This window comes from Georgenia phoenicis (assembly GCF_047302425.1).
Lineage (GTDB): Bacteria > Actinomycetota > Actinomycetes > Actinomycetales > Actinomycetaceae > Oceanitalea.
Map to the genome: position 1 here is coordinate 2,909,745 of NZ_CP154855.1, position 22,802 is coordinate 2,932,546.

The 22,802-nt window shown below is 65.8% G+C and carries 9 protein-coding genes and 5 rRNA genes; 2 read left to right on the plus strand and 12 right to left on the minus strand.

The features are described from left to right. Nucleotide 1 precedes the first annotated feature (1 nt). Nucleotides 2–1,840, minus strand: coding sequence for an acetolactate synthase large subunit (locus AA0005_RS13850; RefSeq protein WP_413450726.1), 1,839 nt, complete (start codon nt 1,838–1,840; stop codon nt 2–4). 320 nt (nt 1,841–2,160) lie between these two features. Here AA0005_RS13850 and AA0005_RS13855 point away from each other — a divergent pair, with 320 nt between their 5' ends. Further along, nucleotides 2,161–3,141, plus strand: a complete 981-nt coding sequence (locus AA0005_RS13855; protein WP_413450727.1) for a quinone oxidoreductase family protein — start codon at nt 2,161–2,163, stop codon at nt 3,139–3,141. Nucleotides 3,142–3,215: 74 nt separating this feature from the next. Here AA0005_RS13855 and ilvD read toward each other — a convergent pair whose 3' ends face one another. From ilvD to AA0005_RS13880, 5 genes are all read right to left on the minus strand, one after another. Further along, nucleotides 3,216–4,916 carry a dihydroxy-acid dehydratase gene (gene ilvD / locus AA0005_RS13860; RefSeq protein ID WP_413450728.1) on the minus strand — a complete coding sequence of 567 codons (1,701 nt, stop codon included), beginning with the start codon at nt 4,914–4,916 and terminating at the stop codon, nt 3,216–3,218. Nucleotides 4,917–5,015: 99 nt separating this feature from the next. Continuing rightward, nucleotides 5,016–7,808, minus strand: a complete 2,793-nt coding sequence (locus AA0005_RS13865) for a M14 family zinc carboxypeptidase (protein ID WP_413450729.1) — start codon at nt 7,806–7,808, stop codon at nt 5,016–5,018. 68 nt (nt 7,809–7,876) lie between these two features. Beyond that, nucleotides 7,877–8,623 (minus strand): amino acid ABC transporter ATP-binding protein, encoded by a 747-nt coding sequence (locus AA0005_RS13870; RefSeq protein WP_413450730.1) that lies wholly within the window; start codon nt 8,621–8,623, stop codon nt 7,877–7,879. Continuing rightward, nucleotides 8,620–9,405: an amino acid ABC transporter permease gene (locus AA0005_RS13875; RefSeq protein WP_413450731.1), complete on the minus strand. Its 786-nt coding sequence runs from the start codon at nt 9,403–9,405 to the stop codon at nt 8,620–8,622. The genes AA0005_RS13870 and AA0005_RS13875 overlap by 4 nt, the downstream gene beginning before the upstream one ends. A gap of 3 nt (nt 9,406–9,408) precedes the next feature. After that, complete coding sequence (locus AA0005_RS13880; protein ID WP_413450732.1) at nt 9,409–10,224, minus strand: ABC transporter substrate-binding protein; 816 nt, start codon at nt 10,222–10,224, stop codon at nt 9,409–9,411. A 168-nt stretch (nt 10,225–10,392) separates the two neighbouring features. Between AA0005_RS13880 and rocD the strand changes: the two genes are divergently transcribed. Then, nucleotides 10,393–11,601, plus strand: coding sequence for an ornithine--oxo-acid transaminase (gene rocD / locus AA0005_RS13885; RefSeq protein ID WP_413450733.1), 1,209 nt, complete (start codon nt 10,393–10,395; stop codon nt 11,599–11,601). Between the two features lie 58 nt (nt 11,602–11,659). On the opposite strand, the gene rrf (AA0005_RS13890) is transcribed toward rocD, so the two are convergent. From rrf (AA0005_RS13890) to AA0005_RS13915, 6 genes are all read right to left on the minus strand, one after another. Then, nucleotides 11,660–11,776 (minus strand): 5S ribosomal RNA (gene rrf, locus AA0005_RS13890). Between the two features lie 97 nt (nt 11,777–11,873). Further along, nucleotides 11,874–15,001, minus strand: a 23S ribosomal RNA gene (locus AA0005_RS13895). Between the two features lie 292 nt (nt 15,002–15,293). Further along, nucleotides 15,294–16,819, minus strand: a 16S ribosomal RNA gene (locus tag AA0005_RS13900). The 16S, 23S and 5S rRNA genes sit together here, the layout of an rRNA operon. A 713-nt stretch (nt 16,820–17,532) precedes the next feature. Further along, nucleotides 17,533–19,071: an alpha-N-arabinofuranosidase gene (locus tag AA0005_RS13905; RefSeq protein WP_413450734.1), complete on the minus strand. Its 1,539-nt coding sequence runs from the start codon at nt 19,069–19,071 to the stop codon at nt 17,533–17,535. A 313-nt stretch (nt 19,072–19,384) separates the two neighbouring features. Next, nucleotides 19,385–19,501 (minus strand): 5S ribosomal RNA (gene rrf, locus AA0005_RS13910). Between the two features lie 103 nt (nt 19,502–19,604). Then, nucleotides 19,605–22,732: ribosomal RNA gene (locus tag AA0005_RS13915) — 23S ribosomal RNA — on the minus strand. Between the last annotated feature and the right edge of the window lie 70 nt (nt 22,733–22,802).

Here is a 22,802-nt window from a genome sequence, read left to right on the forward strand (position 1 = left end):
TTCACTCGTCGCGGTCCCACGAGGGGGTGATCCCCCGCGCGTACTGGATGTCGTCGTTGCTCACGCCCGCGGCGACCATCGGCCACACCATCGCGTCGCGGCTGACGACGAAGTCGACGACGACGGGACGGTCGTCGATCTCCATCGCCTGCTTGATCGTGTCGTCCACGTCCGCGACGGTCTCCGCGCGCAGGCCGACGCAGCCGTAGGCCTCGGCGAGCTTGACGAAGTCGGGGATGCGGGCGGTCTGGTGCCCGGTGTTGAGGTCGGTGTTGGAGTAGCGCCCGTCGTAGAAGAGGGTCTGCCACTGGCGCACCATGCCCAGGGAGGAGTTGTTGATGACGGCCACCTTGATCGGGATGCCCTCGAGGGCGCAGGTGGCCAGCTCCTGGTTGGTCATCTGGAAGCAGCCGTCGCCGTCGATCGCCCACACCGTGCGGTCGGGCATGCCGACCTTGGCGCCCATGGCGGCCGGGACGGCGTAGCCCATCGTTCCCAGGCCACCGGAGTTGAGCCAGGTGCGCGGGTGCTCGTAGCGGATGAACTGCGCGGCCCACATCTGGTGCTGCCCGACGCCCGAGGCGTAGATCGACTCCGGCCCGGAGATCTCCCCGATCCGGCTGATGACGTGCTGCGGCGCGACGAGACCGTCCGCCGTCGGCGTCCAGCCCAGCGGGTAGGTCTCGCGCAGCTCGTCCAGGCGGTTCCACCAGGCCTCGATGTCCGGCTTGCCGAACTGCTCGTGGGCGGCGGCGAGCTCGGTGACGAGGTCGGGGATGGTGTCGGCGAGGTCGCCGACGATCGGGACGTCCGCGTGGCGGTTCTTGGAGATCTCCGCCGGGTCGATGTCGGCGTGGACGATCGTCGCCTTCGGCGCGAAGGAGGACAGCTGGCCGGTGACGCGGTCGTCGAAGCGGGCGCCGAGGGTGACGATGAGGTCGGCCTGCTGGAGCGCGGCCACCGCCGCCACCGAGCCGTGCATGCCCGGCATCCCCAGGTGCTGGGGGTGGGAGTCGGGCAGCGCACCGCGCGCCATGAGCGTGGTGACGACGGGTGCCCCGGACAGGTCGGTGAGCTGGCGCAGCGCGGCCGAGGCCTGGGCGCGGATGACGCCGCCGCCGACGTAGAGCACGGCGCGGCGCGAGGTCGCGAGGAGGCGGGCCGCCTCGCGCACCTGGCGGGAGTGCGGCTTGACGGCCGGGCGGTAGCCGGGCAGGTCGAGCTGCTGGGGCCAGGCGAAGGTCGTGCGCGCCTGCTGCGCGCTCTTGGCGATGTCGACGAGCACCGGGCCGGGCCGGCCGGTCGAGGCGATGTGGAAGGCCTCGGCGATGCGGGCAGGGATGTCGTCGGCATCGGTGACGAGGAAGGAGTGCTTGGTCAGCGGCATCGTCGCGCCGACGATGTCCGCCTCCTGGAAGGCGTCGGTGCCGATCGCGCTCGCACCCACCTGCCCGGTGATGGCGACGACGGGGACCGAGTCCATGTTCGCGTCCGCCAGGGCGGTGATGAGGTTCGTCGCCCCCGGACCGGAGGTCGCCATGCACACGCCGACCTTCCCGGTGGCCGCGGCGTAGCCGGTCGCGGCGTGCCCGGCGCCCTGCTCGTGGCGCACGAGGATGTGCCGCAGCCGGGTGGAGTCGAAGAGCGGGTCGTAGGTCGGCAGGATCGCGCCGCCGGGGATGCCGAAGATGACCTCCGCGCCGACCTCCTCGAGGGAGCGGACGATGCTCGTGGCGCCGTCGACCTCCTCGCGGATCTGCCCGGCGGGCGCGGCCGGCGCCACGACGCTGGGCGGCTGCGGGGTGGTGCGGGGCGGCGCGGGGACTGGTCCCTTGGCCATGATGACCCTCCTGGTACCTCGGTGGTGGTGCGGCAGAGCGGCAAAGAAAAAACCCCTCGACCCGGTGTGGGTGCGAAGGGATGCGCGCAGCGGGACCGGCTCAGCGGTCGGCGGCTGCGCGCCTGGGAAGTACGACGTCCTGCTGCATGCCGAAACTGTAACCCCGCCCACCGACCGAACCCAACCCGTCTCACATACTGGTTTCCCATTCCGCCATCCGAACACACCCGCGCCCGCCGACAGCCGGACTCTCGGGCGTCGACAGCACGCGTACCGCCCGCCACGCTCCCCGGGGCGGGAGCACCCGCTATACATGAAGCATGCGCGCCGTCCATGCCACCGAGGCCGGGGGCCCCGAGGTCCTCACCGTCGTCGACCTGCCCGACGTCCCGCCGGGTCCGGGCGAGGTCCGGGTCCAGGTGGCCGCCGCGGGGGTGAACTTCATCGACACCTACCGCCGCGGCGGGGTGTACCCGATGGAGTTCCCGCACGTGGTCGGCTCCGAGGGTGCCGGCAGCGTCGTCGAGGTCGGCGACGGCGTCACGGAGTTCTCCGTCGGTGACCACGTCGCGTGGGCGGCCGCGCCGGGCAGCTACGCCGAGCGTGTCAACGTGCCGGTGCGCGAGGCCATCCCCGTCCCCGCGGGCATCGACCTCCACACCGCCGCAGCCCTCCCCCTCCAGGGCATGACCGCCCACTACCTCAGCGCCTCGACCTTCCCCGTCTCCCCCGGCGACGTCGCGCTCGTCCACGCCGGCGCCGGTGGTGTGGGCCTGCTGCTTACCCAGCTGGTCGTGCGCCGCGGTGGCCGGGTGATCTCGACCGTCGGCACCGCGGAGAAGGAGCAGCTCTCCCGGGAGGCAGGCGCGGAGCACGTCATCCGCTACACCGAGCTCGACGACCTCACCGCCGAGCTTCCCCGGATCGTCCGGGAGCTCACCGACGACCGCGGCGTCGACGTCGTGTACGACGGCGTCGGCAAGGCGACCTTCGACGCCTCCCTGGGCAGCCTGCGCCCACGCGGCATGCTCGTGCTGTTCGGCGGCTCCAGCGGCCAGGTGCCGCCCTTCGACCTCCAGCGGCTCAACGCCGCGGGCTCGCTCTTCGTCACCCGCCCGACGCTCGCGCACTACACCGCCGACCGCGCCGAGCTGCTGTGGCGGGCCGCCGACCTCTTCCACGCTGTCACCGAGGGGCTGGACGTGCGCATCGGGCAGGAGTTCCCGCTGGCCGAGGCCGCTGCCGCCCACACCGCCCTCGAGGGCCGCCAGACGACGGGCAAGGTCCTCCTCGTCCCGTAGCCGCCCCCACAGGCGCCGAGAGCCGGACTCCTCTACGAGGAGTCCGGCTCTCGGCGTCTGTGGGGCGGGGTGGCTCAGGCCAGGATGGCGCCCTTGGACGCGGACTGGACGAGCTTCGTGTACTTGCCGAGCACACCCTTGGTGAACTGCGGCGCGATCGGCGCCCAGCCCTCGCGGCGGCGGGCCAGCTCCTCGTCGTCGACGAGGAGGTCGAGCGTCTTGCCGGCGACGTCGAGGCGGATCTTGTCGCCGTCGCGGACGAAGGCGATCGGGCCGGCGTCGACGGCCTCGGGGGCGACGTGCCCGACGCACAGGCCGGTGGTGCCGCCGGAGAAGCGGCCGTCGGTGAGGAGGAGGACGTCCTTGCCGAGCCCGGCGCCCTTGATCGCACCGGTGATGGCGAGCATCTCGCGCATGCCCGGGCCGCCCTTGGGGCCCTCGTAGCGGATGACGACGACGTCGCCGGCCTGGATGGTGCCGTCCTCGAGGGCGTCCATGGCGGCGCGCTCCCGCTCGAAGACGCGAGCGGTGCCCTCGAAGACGTCGGAGTCGAAGCCTGCGGACTTCACGACGGCGCCCTCGGGGGCGAGGGAGCCGCCGAGGATCGTGATGCCACCGGTCGCGTGGATCGGGTTGTCGAGCGCGCGCAGGATCTTGCCGTCCGGGTCGGGCGGGTTGATGCCCTCGAGGTTCTCCGCGACGGTCTTGCCCGTGACGGTGAGGCAGTCCCCGTGGAGCAGGCCGGCGTCGAGCAGGGCCTTCATGACGACGGGCACGCCACCGATGCGGTCGATGTCGTTCATGACGTAGCGGCCGAAAGGCTTGAGGTCGCCCAGGTGGGGCACACGGTCGGCGATGCGGCTGAAGTCGTCGAGCGTGAGGTCGACCTCGGCCTCGTTGGCGATCGCGAGGAGGTGGAGGACGGCGTTCGTCGAGCCACCGAAGGCCATGACGACGGCGATCGCGTTCTCCAGCGACTTCTTCGTGATGATGTCGCGGGCGGTGATGCCCTGGCGCAGCATCTCGACGACGGCCTCGCCGGAGCGGTGGGCGAACATGTCGCGGCGGCGGTCGGCCGACGGCGGCGCGGCGGAGCCGGGCAGGGACATGCCCATAGCCTCGGCCACCGAGGCCATGGTGTTGGCGGTGTACATGCCACCGCAGGCGCCCTCGCCCGGGCAGATCGCGCGCTCGATGCGGTCGACGTCCTCGCGGCTCATGAGCCCGCGCGAGCAGGCGCCGACGGCCTCGAAGGCGTCGATGAGGGTGACGTCCTTCTCGGTGCCGTCCTCGAGCTTGACCCAGCCGGGCATGATCGTGCCGGCGTAGAGGAAGACGGCGGCGAGGTCGAGGCGGGCCGCAGCCATGAGCATGCCGGGCAGCGACTTGTCGCAGCCGGCGAGGAGCACGGAGCCGTCGAGGCGCTCGGCCTGCATGACGGTCTCGACGGAGTCGGCGATGATGTCGCGCGAGACGAGGGAGTAGTGCATGCCCTCGTGGCCCATGGAGATGCCGTCGGACACCGAGATGGTGCCGAACTGCAGGGGGTAGCCACCGCCGGCGTGGACGCCCTCCTTCGCGCCCTGGGCAAGGCGGTCCAGGGAGAGGTTGCAGGGCGTGATCTCGTTCCACGAGCTCGCGATGCCGATCTGGGGCTTGGCGAAGTCGTCGTCCCCCAGGCCGACGGCGCGGAGCATGCCTCGCGACGCCGTCGCCTCGAGGCCGTCGGTCACCTGACGGCTGCGCGGCTTGATGTCAGTGGCTTCGGTGGTCATGGGGGGAGTCTAGACTCCCCGCCGACACGCTCGTACGCCGTTCGAGCGGCAAGACATGCGGTGGGGCGGCAGCCCCGTGGGAGGTGCCGCCCCACCGGCTCAGACCTCGCGCCGACGACGGCGGACGACGAGCACCGCTCCCCCACCGGCGAGCAGCACGGCGAGCAGGACGAGCGGCCACACGTCCGCGCCCGTGGCGGGCAGGCGCCCGCTCCCCTGCCAGTCGGCCGGTGCGGCCGTGGGCGCCGCGGTGGGCGGCTCCGACGTCGAGGGCGGCGTGGTCGGTCCCTCGCCGGGCTCCGCGGTGGTCGGCTCCTCCGTCGGTGCTCCCGTGGGCTCCTCCACCGGCGCCTCGACGAGCGCCCCCTCCGGCCCGGCCCACAGCAGCGCGGCGGCGACGTCGTCGAACATGCCCCGGGGGTGCGTGCGGAAGAGCGGGTCGGTGCCGAAGACGAGCGCTCGGGTGCCGGCGTCGGTCACCGCCGAGATGACCGAGGGTCGGCCCGCGGCCTGCTCGGGCCCTCCGGTGCCGTCCGCGTTCGGCAGCCAGTGCCCGCTGAGGAGCGGCGCGGTGGTGAAGGTCTGCTCGACCGTCACCTCCTCCCCGAGCTCGGTGAAGTACACCGGCCCGTAGGTGAAGGCGGCCTCCTCCGCCTGGGCGCCGATGACGCCGTCGGCCGTGTCGACGAGCACGACGCCGTTGGCGCGGCCCGGCCCACCGACCGCCGAGGCGTCGAAGAGCCCGAAGGTGTCGGCCGCCCAGACACCGGCCTGCGCGGTGGCGACGACGCCCTTGCCCGCCTCGAAGTACTCGTCCAGCGCGAGCGTTGCCCGGGCCGCGGCGTCGTCCGCCCCCAGCCGCAGCGGCGCCCCGAGCCACAGGACATCGACCTCCTCGAGGTCGACGCTGCCATCGGCGAGCCCGGCCGCCGTCACGCGCACCGGGTCGACGAAGCCGAGGCCGGTGAGGACGAGCTCGTCCTCACCGCCGTAGGGCGCCGAGGAGGTGTAGCCGACGCGCAGCGCGGACAGGCCGCGCACGTCGTCGCCGGCGAGCTCGCTCCCGTCGGTGGCCGCGAAGGCGACACCGAGCAGCTCGCTCACTGCGGCCGCGTCCTCCAGGCCCTCGGGACCGACGACGACGGTGCCGTCACCGACGTCGGCGACGGCGACCCCGCCGGCGAGGAGGAGGTTGACGGCCTGGACGGGCGCGACGCCGTCGAGGGTAAGGCTCACGTACTCGGTGCCCTGCGGGAAGGCGCCGGTGGGCGGGGCGACGGCGAGGGGGGTCGTCGTCACCGGGAGGGCCGGGTCGGTGGTCGCACCGACGCGGTCGACGTCCGCTCCCCACAGGCGACCGAGGCTCCAGGCGGAGATGTCGTACATGCTCGGCACGCGGTCGGAGATGTCCGAGCCGACGGAGAGCAGCACGTTGGCCAGCCCGCGGAGCGGCTGGTGCATGTCGACGACGAAGGTGCCGGCCGGGTACTCCTGCCCACCAGCGGTGAAGGCGGCGTCGGCGGCGCCCACCTCGACGCCGTGGGCGAGGAGGTGGTCGACGAGCGTCGCGGCGTCGGTCGAGCCGGCGGGGATGACGTAGGCACGCGGGAAGGCGGTGCCGGTGACGTCGGCGGCGTCCCACTCCGCTGCCCACTCGTCGGGGCCGGCGTAGTCGTCCGGGTCGGGGTTCGCGGGGATCTCGCGGAGCGGCTCCCCTGCCTCGCCACGGCGGAAGATCTCCATCTGGTTGCCGAGGATGGCGTCGCGGTTCTCGGCGACGTAGGCGATCGTCGACTCGATGACCTGGTGGCCGACCTGTCGGTTGGTCGCCAGGCGAGCGGCGTTCTCCTCCGGGTCGTCGACCCTGCCGGGACCGAGCTCGACGGTGTAGGCGATCGAGCCCTGGAACTGGACGTACTGCGGGGTGAAGATCGGCGGCCAGCCGTCCCAGCCGTCGGGGATGTCGCGGTACGGGATGAGGATCCCGCCGGCTTCCGTCAGCGGGTTGCCCTCGATGTCCGCGGCCACGACGTCCTGCTCGATGCGCAGCGCGGCGGCGTAGGAGTACGGCATGAGGAGGTCGTGCTCGTAGTTCTCCCCCTGCGGCGGGCCGGTGGGCTCGACCTGGAGGATGTCGGTGTAGCCGTGCAGGTCGACGAAGAAGATCGGCTGCAGGTCCCCGGTGAGGTCGCGGATGGCGCGCGTCTCCGGTGTCGTGTTGGTGATGAAGTCGCGGTTCGCGTCGAGGTTGAGGGCGGTGGCCCGGGTCCCGGCCACGCGGCCGTCGGGGTTGTTGGTGACCGTGAAGTACAGCCGGTAGCCCGCGGCGAGCGCGAGAGCCTCCGCGTCCCCCGCCTCGAGGGCCCCGACGAGCTCGGTGATGTAGGACAGGGCGGCGTCGGTGCCGTCCCACTCGTTGCCGTGGATGTTGTTGTTGAACCAGACCGGGGGCTTGTAGCCGGCCATGAGCTCGGCGTCCTCCTGGGCGGCCGCGGCGTCGCGCTTGATCCGGTCGCGCCACTCGTCCTGCTGGGCGCTCTCCTCCGCCGTCTCAGGGGCGGTGATCGTCACGAGGTAGAGCTCGCGTCCCTGGGTGGACTGACCGACCACCTCGGTGGACACGTACTGGCTGTCCTCCGCGAGCCCGTTGAGGAGCGGGGCGATCTCGTGGAAGGGGATGGCGCCCCGCCAGAGCGACTGGTCCTCGGCGTCGGGAGGAGGCTCCGCGAGCGGCTCCTGCCGGGGGTAGGGCATGCCCTCAGGTGCCGCGTCCACCGCCGGCGGTGGCACCGCGGTCGTCACCGGCCCGGTGCCCGCGGCGGGCACCGTCACCGCCCCGAGCAGCACGGCGCACGCCGCTGCTCCTCCCCAGACTCGTCGTCGAACCTGCATGGTGTTCCTCTCGTTGACCGGTCAAACGGGCATTCGGAGGGACGCGCCTGGGGTGGAGGTGGCGCGGGTCAGAGCACCTTCGACAGGAAGGCTTGTGTGCGGGCGTGCTGGGGTGAGGCGAGGACCTCGGCGGGGACGCCCTCCTCGACGATGAGGCCGTCGTCCATGAAGACGAGGCGGTCGCCCACCTCCCGGGCGAAGCCCATCTCGTGGGTGACGACCATCATCGTCATGCCCTCGGCGGCGAGGAGCTTCATGACGTCGAGGACCTCCCCGACGAGCTCGGGGTCCAGTGCGGACGTCGGCTCGTCGAAGAGCATCATGTCCGGGTTCATCGACAGCGCGCGGGCGATGGCCACGCGCTGCTGCTGCCCGCCGGAGAGCTGGGCGGGGTAGGCGTCACCGCGGTCGGCGAGGCCCACGCGTTCGAGCATCGCGCGGGCCACCTCGACGGCCTCCTGCTTGCCGCGCTTGAGCACCCGGCGCTGGGCGATGGTGAGGTTGCCCATGACGTCGAGGTGCGGGAAGAGGTTGAACTGCTGGAAGACCATCCCGATGCGCGTGCGCACGGCGTCGATGTCGCAGTCGGGGTCGAGGATGTCCTCGCCCTCGATGCGCAGCGCGCCCCCGCTGGGCTCCTCGAGCCGGTTGACCGTCCGCAGCAGGGTGGACTTGCCCGAGCCGGACGGACCGATGACGCAGACGACCTCGCCCTTGTGCACCGACAGGTCGATGCCCTTGAGGACCTCGTTGTCACCGAAGCTCTTGCGCAGGCCCACGACCTCGATCGCGGGCACCGTGGTGCGTGCCGTCATCGTCCCCTCGCCATCCGTCGTTCGAGCACCGCCACGAGCCGGGTGAGCGGGATCGTGATGAGCAGGTAGAGCATCGCGGCCATGACGAGCGTCGTGCCGTTGCCCGTGTTGGTCAGGCCGTCGCGCGCGAAGGTCGTCAGCTCCTTGGTCAGCACCGTGGAGCCGGCGATGAACAGCAGCGAGGTGTCCTTGAGGAGGAGGACGAACTCGTTGGTCAGCGGCGGGATGATGATCCGGAAGCCCTGCGGCAGCACCACCCAGCCCATCGTCTTCGCCGGGCTCATGCCGAGCGAGCGCGAGGCCTCGGTCTGCCCCTTCGGCACCGCCTGGATCCCCGAGCGGATGACCTCGGCCATGTAGGCGGACGCGACGAAGATGAGGCCGATGAGCCCCGCCCCGACCTGTCCGCCCGGGATGCGGAAGCCAAAGGCGATCGGCACCACGTAGACCATGGCGAAGATGGTGAGCAGTGCCGGCATGCCGCGGAACAGCTCGATCCACGCCGTCGCGAACCACCGGTAGGGGCCCACGCTCGAGAGCTTCATCAGCGCGAAGAAGATCCCGAGGACCAGTCCCCCGGCGAAGGAGATGAGCGTGAAGAGAACCGTGTTCTTCAGCGCGATCGTGATGATCTCCGGGAACTGGTCCCGGGCGATGTCGAGGCGGAAGAACTGGTTGGCGATCCGTTCCCAGTCCGCCAGCAGGGCGACGGCCGCGAGAACCGCGAAGAACAGGACGTACAGCCCGGTCCTCGTCAACCGCCGACGTGTGGTGATGCGCATGGTCTACTGCGGGTTGACGGAGAAGTAGGAGTCGTAGATCTCCTGGTAGGTACCGTCGTCACGCAGGGTCTGGAGGGCGGAGTCCACCGCCTCCACGAGCTCGGCGGACGCGTCCTTGGACATGGCGTAGCCGTACTGCTCGTCCGTCTCGTACTCCTCGACGATGACGTAGCTCGGGTCCGCCTGGGCGTTCTCGAGGTTCACGGGAAGGTCCTGGAGGATCGCGTCGATCTGCCCGGCCTGGATCGCAGACCAGAGCTCGGCGTTACCCGGGTACTCCACGAGCGTGGCGCCCTCGGCGTTCTCCTGCGCGTAGGAGAGGCCGGTCGTGCCGGCCTGGACGCCGACGCTCTTGCCCTCGAGGTCGTCGATCGACTCGATGCCCGAGCCGGGCGCGACGAGCAGGGACTGGAGGGAGTCGTAGTAGGGCTCGGAGAAGGTGAGGTTCTCCTCGCGCTCCTCGGTGATCGTGATGGCCGAGGCACCGATGTCGCACTGACCCGCTGCGAAGGTGGAGCCGGACTGCAGGGCCTCGAAGCTGACGTTGAGGACCTCCAGCTCGAGCTCCATCTCGTCGGCCATCGCCTGGAGGAGGTCGATGTCGAAGCCGCTGTACCCGCTGGGCGCCTCGGGGTCCTCGACCTCGAAGGGCGGGAAGGGGACGTTGGAGCACGCCGTCAGCGTGCCCTCGTTGACGAGACCGAGGCCGGCGTCCTCGCCGCCCTCTTCCTCGCCGCCCCCGCAGGCCGACACGAGCAGGAGCGCTGCAGCCGCGGACGCGGCGAGCGCGGTGCGTCGAGCCAGGGGAAGAGAGTTCATGGTGCGTGGTCCTTCTGCTGGGTGAGAGACGACTCGCGTCATGCTACGCGTTCCAACGTTACCGGCGGATGACACGGCCGCACCGCCGGAGGGCTCCCAGAACGCGGGATTTCCGCGGATCTGAGGCATAGCATCGTGATGGATCGCACCGACGCGAGGAGGCGTTCCATGACGACGACGGAGACCATCGCGGCCGAGGCGTCCGTCCTCGCCCAGACCTACGCGCCGCTGCCGGTGGTGCTCACCGAGGGGCGCGGGGTGTGGGTGCGGGACGCCGAAGGCCGCGAGTACCTCGACGCCCTGGCCGGCTACTCGGCCCTCAACTTCGGGCACTGCCACCCCCAGCTGCTGGCCGCGGCGGAGAAGCAGCTCCACCGGCTCACGCTGACGAGCCGCGCCTTCCACAACGACCGGCTCGCCGGCTTCGCGGCCCGCCTCGCCGGCCTGTGCGGCAAGGACCGGGTGCTGCCGATGAACACGGGGGCCGAGGCCGTGGAGACGGCAATCAAGGTGGCTCGGAAGTGGGCCTACTCGCGTCGGGGCGTACCGGACGGCCGCGCACGCATCGTCGTGGCCGAGAACAACTTCCACGGCAGGACGACGACGATCGTCGGCTTCTCCTCCGACCCTGCCACCCGTACGGGCTTCGGTCCCTACGACGGCGGCTTCGACCTCGTCCCCTTCGGTGACGTCTACGCCCTGGAGGCCGCCGTCACCCCGACGACCACCGCAGTTCTTCTCGAGCCGATCCAGGGTGAGGCCGGCGTCATCCTCCCCCCGCCCGGCTACCTCGCCGCGGTCCGGGAGCTCTGCGACCGGCGCGGCCTGCTCCTCATCGCCGACGAGGTGCAGAGCGGGTTGGGGCGCACGGGCCACACCTTCGCCTGCGGCGACGAGCAGGTGGTCCCGGACGTCTACGTCCTGGGCAAGGCGCTGGGCGGCGGTGTGCTGCCCGTGTCCGCGGTCGTGGCTAACCACGAGATCCTCGGTGTCCTCGGCGTGGGAGAGCACGGCTCGACCTTCGGGGGCAACCCGTTGGCCTGCGCCGTGGGCGAGGCGGTGGTCGAGCTCCTCGAGCCGGGCGACGTGCAGGCACACGTGCGCGAGCTGGAGCCCGTGCTCGAGGAGGGGCTCGCGCGCCTGCACACCCTGGGCGTGCTGCACCACCGCGTGCGAGGCTTGTGGGCGGGCGTCGATGTCGACCCGCGGGTGGCCAGCGGCCGGCGCCTGTGCGAGGAACTGCAGCGGCACGGGGTGCTGGCCAAGGACACGCACGGCTCGACGATCCGCCTCGCTCCCCCACTCATCATCACGCGGGACGAGCTCACCCTGCTGCTCGAGCGCCTGGAGTCCGCCCTCCTGGCGCTGCACGGCTGACAAGGAGCCCGGAAACACGTAAGGGCCGCACCAGTGGTGCGGCCCTTACGGAACGGGTGTTCGGCGGTGTCCTACTCTCCCACGTAGTCTCCCACGCAGTACCATCGGCGCTGAGGGGCTTAGCTTCCGGGTTCGGAATGGGACCGGGCGTTTCCCCCTCGCTATGACCGCCGTAACTCTGTGGAGTTGTCCGACCGCACCACACAGGTGTGTGTGGGGTGGGTGGCTCCAGAACCGTACAGTGGACGCGTCAGTCATTGATCTTCATGAGTGTGGTGAAGTTGTTGGCCAATTAGTACCGGTCAGCTCCACGGGTCTTTAGTCCCCGCTTCCACGTCCGGCCTATCAACCCAGTGTTCTGCTGGGGGCCTTCCCACCTCGAGGGTGGTGGAAACCTCATCTTGAAGCAGGCTTCCCGCTTAGATGCTTTCAGCGGTTATCCCTTCCGAACGTAGCCAACCAGCCGTGCTCCTGGCGGAACAACTGGCACACCAGAGGTTCGTCCGTCCCGGTCCTCTCGTACTAGGGACAGGCCTTCTCAAGTTTCCTGCGCGCGCAGCGGATAGGGACCGAACTGTCTCACGACGTTCTAAACCCAGCTCGCGTACCGCTTTAATGGGCGAACAGCCCAACCCTTGGGACCTACTCCAGCCCCAGGATGCGACGAGCCGACATCGAGGTGCCAAACCATGCCGTCGATATGGACTCTTGGGCAAGATCAGCCTGTTATCCCCGGGGTACCTTTTATCCGTTGAGCGACGGCGCTTCCACAAGCCACCGCCGGATCACTAGTTCCGACTTTCGTCCCTGCTCGACCTGTCAGTCTCACAGTCAAGCTCCCTTGTGCACTTACACTCGCCACCTGATTGCCAACCAGGCTGAGGGAACCTTTGAGCGCCTCCGTTACATTTTGGGAGGCAACCGCCCCAGTTAAACTACCCACCAGGCACTGTCCCTGGTCCGGATTACGGACCGAAGTTAGATGTTCAGAACGACCAGAGTGGTATTTCAACGATGACTCCACAACCACTGGCGTGGCTGCTTCACAGTCTCCCACCTATCCTACACAAGCCGTCCCGAACACCAATACCAAGCTATAGTAAAGGTCCCGGGGTCTTTCCGTCCTGCTGCGCGTAACGAGCATCTTTACTCGTAGTGCAATTTCGCCGAGTTCACGGTTGAGACAGCGGAGAAGTCGTTACGCCATTCGTGCAGGTCGGAACTTACCCGACAAGGAATTTCGCTACCTTAGGATGGTTATAGTTACCACCGCCGTTTACTGGGGCTTAAATTCTGAGCTTCGCCCAACCGAAGTTGAGCTGACCCGTCCTCTTAACCTTCCAGCACCGGGCAGGCGTCAGTCCGTATACATCGTCTTGCGACTTCGCACGGACCTGTGTTTTTAGTAAACAGTCGCTTCTCCCTGGTCTCTGCGGCCTTCAAAGGCTAGCCAGCAAGTGGCTTCACCCCTCAGGCCCCCCTTCTCCCGAAGTTACGGGGGCATTTTGCCGAGTTCCTTAACCGTGATTATCTCGATCGCCTTGGTATACTCTACCTGACCACCTGAGTCGGTTTAGGGTACGGGCGGCTAACACCTCGCGTCGAGGCTTTTCTTGGCAGCATAGGATCACCCTGCTTCCCGCGAATGCGGTCACTATCGGCTCTGAGGCTTGTATGAGGCCCGGATTTGCCTGGACCTCGCCCTGCTTCCTTAGACGTGCATAGCCATAAAGCACGCGGAGGCTACCTGTCTGCGTCACCCCTGTTAATACGCTTACCTACTACCGGTTCGGGTCCCGCGCGCGGCCCACGCGCACCCCGAAGGGTGTCATGTGGGCGTTGGGCGGTTAGCATCACCGGGCTCGGTATGGGCGGTGTTTCGCCGGTACGGGAATATCAACCCGTTGTCCATCGACTACGCCTGTCGGCCTCGCCTTAGGTCCCGACTTACCCAGGGCGGATTAACCTGGCCCTGGAACCCTTGGTCATTCGGCGGACGGGTTTCTCACCCGTCTTTCGCTACTCATGCCTGCATTCTCACTCGTGTGGGATCCACCACTGGGTCACCCCGCAGCTTCACCTCCCACACGACGCTCCCCTACCCATCAACACCCCTGAACACCAACCCGAAGGTGGGTGCTGGGGACATGTGCTGATGCCACGGCTTCGGCGGTGTGCTTGAGCCCCGCTGAATTGTCGGCGCAGAATCACTTGACCAGTGAGCTATTACGCACTCTTTCAAGGGTGGCTGCTTCTAAGCCAACCTCCTGGTTGTCTGTGCAACTCCACATCCTTTCCCACTTAGCACACGCTTAGGGGCCTTAGCCGGTGGTCTGGGCTGTTTCCCTCTCGACTACGAAGCTTATCCCCCGCAGTCTCACTGCTGCGCTTACACTTACCGGCATTCGGAGTTTGGCTGACGTCAGTAACCTGTTGGGGCCCATCGGCCATCCAGTAGCTCTACCTCCGGCAAGAAACACGCAACGCTGCACCTAAATGCATTTCGGGGAGAACCAGCTATCACGAAGTTTGATTGGCCTTTCACCCCTACCCACAGGTCATCCCCTCAGTTTTCAACCTAAGTGGGTTCGGTCCTCCACGCGGTCTTACCCGCGCTTCAACCTGCCCATGGGTAGATCACTTCGCTTCGGGTCTAGAGCACGCGACTGTGTCGCCCTGTTCGGACTCGCTTTCGCTACGGCTTCCCCACACGGGTTAACCTCGCCACGTACCACTAACTCGCAGGCTCATTCTTCAAAAGGCACGCCGTCACCCCAACTAGGGAGGCTCCGACGGGTTGTAAGCATCCGGTTTCAGGTACTATTTCACTCCCCTCCCGGGGTACTTTTCACCTTTCCCTCACGGTACTTGTCCGCTATCGGTCACTAGGTAGTATTTAGGCTTAGCAAGTGGTCTTGCCAGATTCACACGGGATTTCACGGGCCCCGTGCTACTCGGGATCCCCACCGGGAGGCACTGCCATTTCGTCTACAGGGGTCTCACCTTCTGTGCCCGGCCTTCCCAGACCGTTCGACTATGACAGCACTTTGTCACTCCCTACCCGGTCGGCAGACCGGGCTGGCGGGTCCCACAACCCCGGAGGTGCAACGACTGCCGTCTATCACACACCCCCGGTTTAGCCTCATCCGCTTTCGCTCGCCACTACTCACGGAATATCTCTTCCTGTGGGTACTGAGATGTTTCACTTCCCCACGTTCCCTCCACACGCCCTATATATTCAGGCGCGGGTAACTGGGCATGACCCCAGCTGGGTTTCCCCATTCGGACATCCTCGGATCACGGTTCGTTAGCCAACTCCCCGAGGCTTATCGCAGGCCACCACGTCCTTCTTCGGCTCCTAGTGCCAAGGCATCCACCGAATGCTCTTAAAAACTTGACCACAAAAGATCAAAGATGCTCGCGTCCACTGTACAGTTCTCAAGCAACCCACCGACCAACCCCGTCTCCCCAGCACACACAGTGCGAGAGCCGGCAGAAGGCGGCCACCAGAAGAAACACGCCCACCAGCCACAACCGTGGCCGGGTGCCTGTGTCCTCAGGACCCAACAGCATGCCAAGCATCGATGTTCCACCCATGAGCAACCACCAGGCACACGTGCGGCGCCTGCGTGGCCACCTGACACCACCGATGAACCCCGACGAAGCGGGCGATGATGTGGTGAGCTCCTTAGAAAGGAGGTGATCCAGCCGCACCTTCCGGTACGGCTACCTTGTTACGACTTCGTCCTAATCGCCAGTCCCACCTTCGACAGCTCCCTCCCACAAGGGGTTGGGCCACCGGCTTCGGGTGTTACCGACTTTCATGACGTGACGGGCGGTGTGTACAAGGCCCGAGAACGTATTCACCGCAGCGTTGCTGATCTGCGATTACTAGCGACTCCGACTTCATGGGGTCGAGTTGCAGACCCCAATCCGAACTGAGACCGGCTTTTTGGGATTCGCTCCACCTCGCGGTATCGCAGCCCTTTGTACCGGCCATTGTAGCATGCGTGAAGCCCAAGACATAAGGGGCATGATGATTTGACGTCATCCCCACCTTCCTCCGAGTTGACCCCGGCAGTCTCCTATGAGTCCCCACCATCACGTGCTGGCAACACAGGACAAGGGTTGCGCTCGTTGCGGGACTTAACCCAACATCTCACGACACGAGCTGACGACAACCATGCACCACCTGTACACCGACCTTACGGGGAGCACATCTCTGCACTTTTCCGGTGTATGTCAAGCCTTGGTAAGGTTCTTCGCGTTGCATCGAATTAATCCGCATGCTCCGCCGCTTGTGCGGGCCCCCGTCAATTCCTTTGAGTTTTAGCCTTGCGGCCGTACTCCCCAGGCGGGGCACTTAATGCGTTAGCTGCGGCACGGAACCCGTGGAATGGATCCCACACCTAGTGCCCAACGTTTACGGCATGGACTACCAGGGTATCTAATCCTGTTCGCTCCCCATGCTTTCGCTCCTCAGCGTCAGTAACGGCCCAGAGACCTGCCTTCGCCATCGGTGTTCCTCCTGATATCTGCGCATTCCACCGCTACACCAGGAATTCCAGTCTCCCCTACCGCACTCTAGTCTGCCCGTACCCACTGCAGGCGCAAGGTTAAGCCTTGCGTTTTCACAGCAGACGCGACAAACCGCCTACGAGCTCTTTACGCCCAATAATTCCGGACAACGCTTGCGCCCTACGTATTACCGCGGCTGCTGGCACGTAGTTAGCCGGCGCTTCTTCTGCAGGTACCGTCACTCCGAGGAGCTTCTTCCCTACTGAAAGAGGTTTACAACCCGAAGGCCGTCATCCCTCACGCGGCGTCGCTGCATCAGGCTTGCGCCCATTGTGCAATATTCCCCACTGCTGCCTCCCGTAGGAGTCTGGGCCGTGTCTCAGTCCCAGTGTGGCCGGTCACCCTCTCAGGCCGGCTACCCGTCGTCGCCTTGGTAGGCCATCACCCCACCAACAAGCTGATAGGCCGCGAGCCCATCCCCAACCGATAAATCTTTCCACACACACCCATGCGAATGCGTGTCATATCCGGTATTAGCCACGATTTCTCGAGGTTATCCCGAAGTCAGGGGCAGGTTACTCACGTGTTACTCACCCGTTCGCCACTAATCCACCCAGCAAGCTGGGCTTCATCGTTCGACTTGCATGTGTTAAGCACGCCGCCAGCGTTCGTCCTGAGCCAGGATCAAACTCTCCGTAAATGTCTATCGCCACCCCAAAAGGGGTAACAACCATACGAAGAAACACCCACCACCAAACAGTGGCGAGCGATCCAGGCAAACACCCACCCGCAGAAACGAGGAACCACGGGACGGGCATCAACCAAACAAACTAACGACCCCAGACACCAACCAGCCCCCACCAGACGGAGGGGACACAGCCGACGCCAGGACCATATTTGGCACCAAAAACTTGGCACACTGTTGAGTTCTCAAGAAACAGACACACACCGCCGTGATCTGCGCTCTGCAGCGCCGACCCGGACCGGGGCAACTTCTTAAAGTTACCCGGGCGGCCCCGCCCTGTCAACTCGCGTTTTCAGGACCTGCACCACCCGACATCCACACCAGTGGGCACGGCGCTCGGCCGCTCGCTTCGCTGTGGACTCGCCATCCCCGGGACCGGCCGCTCAGCCTCTCGGCCTGGCGTCCGTGCCTCCCTGGGGGGCAACGAGGTGAAACACTACGGGCTCGCCGGCCTTGCGTCAAACGACGGCTGGAGACGACGCCTGCCGGCCCGTCCAGGCTCCTGACCTGCGGCGATGCGCCATCGATCGGGCTGTGCGCACGTTGCCAGCCCTGACTGCGCCGCTGTGTTCTCGTTCATACCGCGGGGTGAGCTCCCGGGTGCGCGAGCGCCTGGGCCCGCGTCGGCCGACGGCCACGGGCGGGCAGGCTCGCCCAGGTCGCCGCGGTCACCGATGGGCGGGCGCAGCCAGCTCCAGGTGGACGGTGACATACGAGTGAGGCGGGAGCGCCAGCTCGAGGCCACGCTCGTGCGCGGCCACCACCTCGAGGTCCTCCGGGGCAACGGCGTCGGGCTCAGGCGCGGTGTTGTGCGCATTCGTCTGCGGTGCCGTCAGCACCCGGGCGCGGTGGGCGTGGATGTCGCGACCCCGCAGGTCGAGGACGACGGTGTGGCCCTGGTCTGCGTCGAGGTTGGTCAGCGAGACGAGCGCGGTGTCGCCCTTGGTCGAGGCAGACATGGAGATCAGTGGTAGGTCGACTCCCTCGACGTGACGCGTGGGGACATCGCCGAGCAGATGGGTCGCCAGTCCCTGCGCGTCATGGTGCCCGGTGTTCATCGCGAAGACGTGGAAGGTCGGAGTGCGCACCAGCTGGTCCGTCTCCGGATCGGTGAGCAGCATCGCTTGCAGGACGTTGACCGTCTGGGCGATGTTCGCCATCACGACGCGGTCGGAGTGGCGGTGGAACGCGTCGAGATGCACGCTGGCGACGAGGGCGTCGCGCAGGGTGTTCTGCTGGAACAGTAAGCCGGGGTTGGTTCCCCTCTCGACGTTCCACCAGGTGCCCCACTCGTCCACCACCAGGCCGACCCGCTTCTTGGGGTCGTAGCGGTCCATCACCTGCCCGTGTCGCGTCAACAGCTCGTTCATGTGGTGAGCGCGCTTCAGTGCGAGGTACCACTCCTCGTCCGAGAACTCCGTGGCCGAGCCCTTGTCCGCCCACGGGCCGGTCATCGTGTAGTAGTGAAGCGACAGCGCCTGGAACGGAGCAGCCGGCCCGTCGTCCTCGTCCAGTGGGCCGAACGAACGCATCAGCGTTTCGGTCCAGTGGTAGTCGGCGTCGGACGCACCTGACGCGATCCGGTACACGTCGTTGCCCGCGTGGCTGCGCACGTAGGTCGAGTACTGACGGGCCAGGGAGGCGTACTGCTCGGCGCGCAGGTTGCCCCCACATCCCCAGGCCTCGTTGCCGATGCCGAAGAAGGGCACCTTCCACGGCTGCTCACGGCCGTTGGCTCGCCGGAGGGCTGCCATGGGCGAGTCGTCGGCTCGCGTGAGGTACTCGATCCACTCGCTCATCTCCTGCACGGAGCCTGAACCCACGTTTCCGCTGATGTATGCGTCGGCGCCGAGGAGCTCGCACAGAGCCATGAACTCGTGCGTGCCGAAGGAGTTGTCCTCCACGACGTCACCCCAGTGCGAGTTGACCACGCGGGTGCGCTGGCTACCCGGGCCGATACCGTCCCGCCAGTGGTACTCGTCCGCGAAGCAGCCGCCCGGCCAGCGCAGGTTGGGGATGTTGAGCTCGCGCAGCGCCTCGACGACGTCCAGGCGTATCCCGCCGGCGTACGGGACCGTGGAGTCCTCCCCGACCCAGAAGCCTCCGTAGACGCACCTGCCCAAGTGTTCGGCGAAGTGGCCGTAGACGTGGCGGCTGATGGTTGCACCCGGAAGATCGAGGTTGATGACAGCGCGGACAGCGGTCATGGGCAGCCTTTCGAGAAGTGTCTGGGCCTGGCACGTCACGGCCCGATCGCATCCGCCGAGCTCCGGTGCCGGCGACGCGACAGCCATGTCGACGGAGCCGCACAGCACACGCTGATGTAACGATTCACGGGCAGCCTACCAATCCACGGACCGGGTGCCGAGCACCTACGTGCGAGGCCACGGACGGTGCGCCGAACCGTCTCCGCGGCACGAGGTGTGTGCGCCTGCCCTCGAGCCCCCGTCGTTGGCGCCGGTGGCCGGCGTTAGAAACACGTAAGGGCCGCACCAGTGGTGCGGCCCTTACGGAACGGGTGTTCGGCGGTGTCCTACTCTCCCACGTAGTCTCCCACGCAGTACCATCGGCGCTGAGGGGCTTAGCTTCCGGGTTCGGAATGGGACCGGGCGTTTCCCCCTCGCTATGACCGCCGTAACTCTGTGGAGTTGTCCGACCGCTTCCTCACACACGGGTGTGTGTAGGGGTGGGTGGCTCCAGAACCGTACAGTGGACGCGTCAGTCATTGATCTTCATGAGTGTGGTGAAGTTGTTGGCCAATTAGTACCGGTCAGCTCCACGGGTCTTTAGTCCCCGCTTCCACGTCCGGCCTATCAACCCAGTGTTCTGCTGGGGGCCTTCCCACCTCGAGGGTGGTGGAAACCTCATCTTGAAGCAGGCTTCCCGCTTAGATGCTTTCAGCGGTTATCCCTTCCGAACGTAGCCAACCAGCCGTGCTCCTGGCGGAACAACTGGCACACCAGAGGTTCGTCCGTCCCGGTCCTCTCGTACTAGGGACAGGCCTTCTCAAGTTTCCTGCGCGCGCAGCGGATAGGGACCGAACTGTCTCACGACGTTCTAAACCCAGCTCGCGTACCGCTTTAATGGGCGAACAGCCCAACCCTTGGGACCTACTCCAGCCCCAGGATGCGACGAGCCGACATCGAGGTGCCAAACCATGCCGTCGATATGGACTCTTGGGCAAGATCAGCCTGTTATCCCCGGGGTACCTTTTATCCGTTGAGCGACGGCGCTTCCACAAGCCACCGCCGGATCACTAGTTCCGACTTTCGTCCCTGCTCGACCTGTCAGTCTCACAGTCAAGCTCCCTTGTGCACTTACACTCGCCACCTGATTGCCAACCAGGCTGAGGGAACCTTTGAGCGCCTCCGTTACATTTTGGGAGGCAACCGCCCCAGTTAAACTACCCACCAGACACTGTCCCTGGTCCGGATTACGGACCGAAGTTAGATGTTCAGAACGACCAGAGTGGTATTTCAACGATGACTCCACAACCACTGGCGTGGCTGCTTCACAGTCTCCCACCTATCCTACACAAGCCGTCCCGAACACCAATACCAAGCTATAGTAAAGGTCCCGGGGTCTTTCCGTCCTGCTGCGCGTAACGAGCATCTTTACTCGTAGTGCAATTTCGCCGAGTTCACGGTTGAGACAGCGGAGAAGTCGTTACGCCATTCGTGCAGGTCGGAACTTACCCGACAAGGAATTTCGCTACCTTAGGATGGTTATAGTTACCACCGCCGTTTACTGGGGCTTAAATTCTGAGCTTCGCCCAACCGAAGTTGAGCTGACCCGTCCTCTTAACCTTCCAGCACCGGGCAGGCGTCAGTCCGTATACATCGTCTTGCGACTTCGCACGGACCTGTGTTTTTAGTAAACAGTCGCTTCTCCCTGGTCTCTGCGGCCTTCAAAGGCTAGCCAGCAAGTGGCTTCACCCCTCAGGCCCCCCTTCTCCCGAAGTTACGGGGGCATTTTGCCGAGTTCCTTAACCGTGATTATCTCGATCGCCTTGGTATACTCTACCTGACCACCTGAGTCGGTTTAGGGTACGGGCGGCTAACACCTCGCGTCGAGGCTTTTCTTGGCAGCATAGGATCACCCTGCTTCCCGCGAATGCGGTCACTATCGGCTCTGAGGCTTGTATGAGGCCCGGATTTGCCTGGACCTCGCCCTGCTTCCTTAGACGTGCATAGCCATAAAGCACGCGGAGGCTACCTGTCTGCGTCACCCCTGTTAATACGCTTACCTACTACCGGTTCGGGTCCCGCGCGCGGCCCACGCGCACCCCGAAGGGTGTCATGTGGGCGTTGGGCGGTTAGCATCACCGGGCTCGGTATGGGCGGTGTTTCGCCGGTACGGGAATATCAACCCGTTGTCCATCGACTACGCCTGTCGGCCTCGCCTTAGGTCCCGACTTACCCAGGGCGGATTAACCTGGCCCTGGAACCCTTGGTCATTCGGCGGACGGGTTTCTCACCCGTCTTTCGCTACTCATGCCTGCATTCTCACTCGTGTGGGATCCACCACTGGGTCACCCCGCAGCTTCACCTCCCACACGACGCTCCCCTACCCATCAACACCCCTGAACACCAACCCGAAGGTGGGTGCTGGGGACATGTGCTGATGCCACGGCTTCGGCGGTGTGCTTGAGCCCCGCTGAATTGTCGGCGCAGAATCACTTGACCAGTGAGCTATTACGCACTCTTTCAAGGGTGGCTGCTTCTAAGCCAACCTCCTGGTTGTCTGTGCAACTCCACATCCTTTCCCACTTAGCACACGCTTAGGGGCCTTAGCCGGTGGTCTGGGCTGTTTCCCTCTCGACTACGAAGCTTATCCCCCGCAGTCTCACTGCTGCGCTTACACTTACCGGCATTCGGAGTTTGGCTGACGTCAGTAACCTGTTGGGGCCCATCGGCCATCCAGTAGCTCTACCTCCGGCAAGAAACACGCAACGCTGCACCTAAATGCATTTCGGGGAGAACCAGCTATCACGAAGTTTGATTGGCCTTTCACCCCTACCCACAGGTCATCCCCTCAGTTTTCAACCTAAGTGGGTTCGGTCCTCCACGCGGTCTTACCCGCGCTTCAACCTGCCCATGGGTAGATCACTTCGCTTCGGGTCTAGAGCACGCGACTGTGTCGCCCTGTTCGGACTCGCTTTCGCTACGGCTTCCCCACACGGGTTAACCTCGCCACGTACCACTAACTCGCAGGCTCATTCTTCAAAAGGCACGCCGTCACCCCAACTAGGGAGGCTCCGACGGGTTGTAAGCATCCGGTTTCAGGTACTATTTCACTCCCCTCCCGGGGTACTTTTCACCTTTCCCTCACGGTACTTGTCCGCTATCGGTCACTAGGTAGTATTTAGGCTTAGCAAGTGGTCTTGCCAGATTCACACGGGATTTCACGGGCCCCGTGCTACTCGGGATCCCCACCGGGAGGCACTGCCATTTCGTCTACAGGGGTCTCACCTTCTGTGCCCGGCCTTCCCAGACCGTTCGACTATGACAGCACTTTGTCACTCCCTACCCGGTCGGCAGACCGGGCTGGCGGGTCCCACAACCCCGGAGGTGCAACGACTGCCGTCTATCACACACCCCCGGTTTAGCCTCATCCGCTTTCGCTCGCCACTACTCACGGAATATCTCTTCCTGTGGGTACTGAGATGTTTCACTTCCCCACGTTCCCTCCACACGCCCTATATATTCAGGCGCGGGTAACTGGGCATGACCCCAGCTGGGTTTCCCCATTCGGACATCCTCGGATCACGGTTCGTTAGCCAACTCCCCGAGGCTTATCGCAGGCCACCACGTCCTTCTTCGGCTCCTAGTGCCAAGGCATCCACCGAATGCTCTTAAAAACTTGACCACAAAAGATCAAAGATGCTCGCGTCCACTGTACAGTTCTCAAGCAACCCACCGACCAACCCCGTCTCCCC

Coding starts and splice junctions, on each gene's coding strand:
- AA0005_RS13850 (WP_413450726.1), bottom strand. CDS start 1,840: ATGGCCAAGGGACCAGTCCCCGCGCCGCCCCGCACCACCCCGCAGCCG.
- AA0005_RS13855 (WP_413450727.1), top strand. CDS start 2,161: ATGCGCGCCGTCCATGCCACCGAGGCCGGGGGCCCCGAGGTCCTCACC.
- ilvD (WP_413450728.1), bottom strand. CDS start 4,916: ATGACCACCGAAGCCACTGACATCAAGCCGCGCAGCCGTCAGGTGACC.
- AA0005_RS13865 (WP_413450729.1), bottom strand. CDS start 7,808: ATGCAGGTTCGACGACGAGTCTGGGGAGGAGCAGCGGCGTGCGCCGTG.
- AA0005_RS13870 (WP_413450730.1), bottom strand. CDS start 8,623: ATGACGGCACGCACCACGGTGCCCGCGATCGAGGTCGTGGGCCTGCGC.
- AA0005_RS13875 (WP_413450731.1), bottom strand. CDS start 9,405: ATGCGCATCACCACACGTCGGCGGTTGACGAGGACCGGGCTGTACGTC.
- AA0005_RS13880 (WP_413450732.1), bottom strand. CDS start 10,224: ATGAACTCTCTTCCCCTGGCTCGACGCACCGCGCTCGCCGCGTCCGCG.
- rocD (WP_413450733.1), top strand. CDS start 10,393: ATGACGACGACGGAGACCATCGCGGCCGAGGCGTCCGTCCTCGCCCAG.
- AA0005_RS13905 (WP_413450734.1), bottom strand. CDS start 19,071: ATGACCGCTGTCCGCGCTGTCATCAACCTCGATCTTCCGGGTGCAACC.